Annotated in this window: 2 protein-coding genes; both read right to left on the bottom strand. The window is 33.8% G+C overall.

Annotated elements, in window-relative coordinates; translation table 11 throughout:
* Nucleotides 1–142: 142 nt before the first annotated feature.
* Nucleotides 143–364, bottom strand: a complete 222-nt coding sequence (locus G561_RS15495) for a hypothetical protein (RefSeq protein ID WP_028860007.1) — start codon at nucleotides 362–364, stop codon at nucleotides 143–145.
* Between the two features lie 111 nt (nucleotides 365–475).
* Nucleotides 476–952 carry an SMI1/KNR4 family protein gene (locus G561_RS0113625; RefSeq protein WP_172462154.1) on the bottom strand — a complete coding sequence of 159 codons (477 nt, stop codon included), beginning with the start codon at nucleotides 950–952 and terminating at the stop codon, nucleotides 476–478.
* Between the last annotated feature and the right edge of the window lie 188 nt (nucleotides 953–1,140).

Here is a 1,140-nt window from a genome sequence, read left to right as displayed (position 1 = left end):
ACGGCTCGCTCTTTCATTTCAGGGGTATAGTTTCGTGTTTTCATTGTCGTATTCTCTCAGAAAATTGAGTCTCCGACAATCCCGGGGCGGTTCACTTTTTGCATTGCCGTTTGCTTTGTTGGCGCCTAGGCTGCCCCATTAATTACTTCTCTTGATTTCCAATTAATAAGAGCTTGCTTAAATTCAATTGCCGCTGGTTTTCAATTGCCGCTGGTTTAATTTCTTCTTTGTCCATTTTAAATTGAGTCATTTTACTTTCATTTGGTTGAAGTGAACTTTGCACACGCACAATTCTTGATTTATAAAATCCAGCTACAGAAAATGCAACGATTATAATCAGTAGAAACAACCACATACTAGCCATCCGTGGTATGACTCCAACCTACTGCTTCCCTCACTTAAGCTAGCTTCGCCAATACAGAAGATAAACAGATAAATTATGAATAGATGATTTTAGAGCATACTGAATATCCATTTAATCATGTAACATATTCATAAATTCTTCAAAACTATCTGCTAAAAAATTGACTGCCATTGAGCTCGTTCCATCTTCATTTTCAACAATATCATCATGATAAACTAAAACAACTTTTGGATTATCACTATTGTGATCTTCTCGATAGTCAAAACATATATAATCACCATTAGCAGTAAACGCAAATGTGACTAAACCTTTTATACCTCCATTATCTATATCATTAATATTAGCTTGTTCTTCAATAATAAACCCATCTATATGGTTTTTCTTTAAACTATAAAAATTAACATCTCTATCATCAGGCTTTCCATAAATATTAATAAAATCAAAAATATCTTTCTCTGGTCTTAGCGCATCATGCTTCTTGACTATATCTTTATAAAGTTGAGGTAAACTATAGTTAAGTTGGTTTTCGATCATAGATATATTATTGACATCATTTGAGCCATTATCTTTATATACGCTTATATTCATTTCTTATTGACCTTCCTTTAAAGAGTTTTGACCAGTATGTGGAACTGTTTTATTACTATGTATATCATTTGGTATTAATTGCATTGAATTAGGTTGAACCGCCCCGGGATTGTCGGAGACTCAATTTTCTGAGAGAATACGACAATGAAAACACGAAACTATACCCCTGAAATGAAAGAGCGAGCCGT

Source organism: Psychrobacter phenylpyruvicus DSM 7000 = NBRC 102152 (genome assembly GCF_000685805.1).
Classification (GTDB): domain Bacteria; phylum Pseudomonadota; class Gammaproteobacteria; order Pseudomonadales; family Moraxellaceae; genus Psychrobacter; species Psychrobacter phenylpyruvicus.
Note: the sequence above shows the minus strand (reverse complement) of the source record. Positions and strands in the feature narration are given on the sequence as shown.